Source organism: Kitasatospora sp. NPDC057512, assembly GCF_042802135.1.
GTDB lineage: Bacteria > Actinomycetota > Actinomycetes > Streptomycetales > Streptomycetaceae > Kitasatospora.
This window is the reverse complement of record NZ_JBHVET010000917.1, coordinates 1-2,862: the sequence shown is the minus strand read 5'-3', so window position 1 is coordinate 2,862 and position 2,862 is coordinate 1. Positions and strand designations below refer to the sequence as shown.

At 74.9% G+C, this 2,862-nt stretch carries 1 protein-coding gene; it reads right to left on the bottom strand.

Annotated features, from left to right (window positions below; genetic code table 11):
- On the bottom strand, nucleotides 1-2,862 hold a 2,862-nt coding region (locus tag ACFU6K_RS35740; RefSeq protein ID WP_380670310.1), incomplete at both ends, for a condensation domain-containing protein.

The window sequence follows — 2,862 nt, the reverse complement described above, 5'->3', positions numbered from 1 at the left end:
GGTCCAGGTAGCCCCGGGCCAGGCCCGGCCCCGCAACGTACAGCTCCCCCGCGACGCCCGGCGGCACCAGGCGCAGCCGCGCGTCCAGCACGTACACCCGGAAGCCCGCGACCGCACGACCGATCGGCGGCACACCGGAACCCGGCGCCAACGGGTCGCTCATCGTCGCGCAGACCGTGGTCTCGGTCGGACCGTACGCGTTGATCATCCGCCGGCCCGGCGCCCACCGCGCCACCAGCTCCGGCGGGCACGCCTCCCCCGCCACCACCAGGGTTCCGGCCCTGAGGTCCGCGCCGTCCACCGCCGCCAGGGCCGACGGCGGCAGGGTCACATGGGTGACACCGAGCCGACCGTCCGTCAGCGACTCCAGCGGAGCGTCGGCCGAGGCCAGGACGAGGGCGGCGCCACTCAGCAGGGCGCTGCACAGGTCCCAGAACGAGGCGTCGAAGCTGGGCGAGGCGAACTGCAGCACCCGACTGCCCGGCCCGACGCCGAGCCGCTCGACCTGCGCCGCCGCGAGGCCCGACACCCCGCCGTGGCTCACCACGACGCCCTTGGGACGGCCGGTCGAACCCGAGGTGTAGATCACGTACGCCGGGTGCCGGACATCCAGGACGACCTCCGGATCGGTCTCCGGCCAACCGGACGCCTCCGCCACCAGCGCCGGATCGTCCACCACCAGCACCGGCCGGGCATCCGCCAGCATGAACGCGACCCGCTCCGCCGGATACGCCGGATCCACCGGCAGGTACGCCGCCCCGGCCTTCAGCACGCCCAGGACGGCTACCACCGACTCCACCGAGCGCGGCAACGCCACAGCCACCAACCGCTCCGGACCCACCCCCCGCGCGATCAACGCATGCGCGAAACGGTTCGCCCAGGCGTTCAGTTGACGATACGTCAGCTCCACACCGCCGCAGACCAGGGCGACCGCGTCCGGCGCCGCCGCCACCCGCGCAGCGAACAGCTCCGGCAGGCTCACCCCAGCCGCCCCGCCCCCGACGGCCGGCAGCAGCTCGCGCCGCTCCTCGGCCGACAGCAGGTCGACCGCGCCGATCGGCCGCTCGGGCGCGGCGGCGACCGCGGCCAGCAGCCTGGTCCAGCGGGCGACCAGGTCCTCGACCGCCGAGCGGTCGAACAGGTCGGTGCTGTACTCGACCGCACCGGTCAGCCCGGCCGGCGCGCCGTCCGGCCCGTGCTCCTCCGCGAACCCGAAGGTCAGGTCGAGCCGCGCGGTCCCGGTGAGCACGTTCACCCCGGAGACCTGGAGGCCCGGCAGCTCGAAGTCGCCGCCCGGCGCATTCTGCACGACCAGCCCGGTCTGGTACAGCGGGTGGTGGGAGAGCGAGCGGGACGGGTTCAGCGCCTCCACCAGGTGCTCGAACGGCACGTCCTGGTGCGCGTACGCCGACAGCGCCGTCTCCCGCACCCGGCCGAGCAGTTCGGTGAAGCTCGGGTCGCCGCTGGTGTCGGTGCGCAGCACCAGCGTGTTGATGAAGAACCCGACCAGCTCGTCCAGCGCCTCGTCGGTCCGGCCCGCGATCGGCGAGCCGATCGGGATGTCCTCCCCCGCGCCGAGACGCGTGTACAGCGCCGCCAGCGCGGCCTGCAGCACCATGAACAGGGTCGCGCCCGAGCGTCGCGCCAACTCCACCAGCGCCGTGTGCAGTTCGGCGTCGAGCCGGACCTCCAGCAGGTCGCCGCCGTACGACATGGTGGCCGGACGCGGCCGGGCGGCGGGCAGCCGCAGCTGCTCGGGCAGCCCGGCCAGCGCCTCCTTCCAGTAGGCGACCTGGCGGGCGAACAGGCTGTCGGCGTCGTGCTCGTCGCCGAGGATCTCGTGCTGCCACAGGGTGTAGTCGCCGTACGTCACCGGCAGCGGCGGCCAGTCCGGCGCCCCGCCGCCCTGGCGGGTGGTGTAGGCGGTGGCCAGGTCACGGGCCAGCGGGCCCATGGACCAGCCGTCCCCGACGATGTGGTGCATGACCAGCAGCAGCACGTGCTCGTCCGGTGCGACCGCGAACAGCTCGGCCCGCAGCGGCACTTCCGAGGTCAGGTCGAAGCCGCGCACCGCGGCCTCGCGCAGCAGCGCGGGCACCTCCGCCTCGCCGGCCGCGCGGACGGTCAGCGGGACGGCGGCCTCGGTGCTCTCCAGCACCCGCTGGAACGGAATTCCGGCGTTCTCCGGGAAGACCGTGCGCAGCGTCTCGTGCCGGGCCACCACGTCCGCGAGCGCGGCGCTCAGCGCGGCCCGGTCGAGACGGCCGGAGAGCCGCAGGGCCAGCGGCATGTGGTACGTGGCACTCGGCGCCCCGAACTGCTGGAGGAACCAGAGCCGGCGCTGGGCGAAGGACAGCGGCAGCGGTTCCTCCCGGCGCGGCCTGGGCACCAGCGCCTTCCGCGCGGTGGCGGCGTCCTGGAGCCCGGCGGCCAGCCCGGCGGGTGTCGGGGTCCGGAACAGGCTGCGCAGCTCCAGCTCGACCCCGAGGGTCGCCCGGACCCGGGAGACCAGCCGGGTGGCCAACAGGGAGTGCCCACCGAGCGCGAAGAAGTCCTCGTCCACCCCGACCCGGGCGAGGCCCAGCACCTCGGCGAACAGCTCGCACAGGATCTGCTCCTGCGGGGTGCGCGGCGCCCGGCCCGTCTCCCTGGCCGTGGCCTCGGGCGCGGGCAGCGCCGCCCGGTCCAGCTTTCCGTTCGGCGTCAGCGGCAGCACGTCCAGCAGCACGAACGCCGACGGCACCAGGTAGTCCGGCAGCCGGCCGCGCAGGTACGCCGTCAGCGCCGCCGAGGTCGCCCCGCTCCCGGCCGACGGGACGACGTACGCGACGATCCGGTCCTCCCGGGCGAGCACCGCGACCC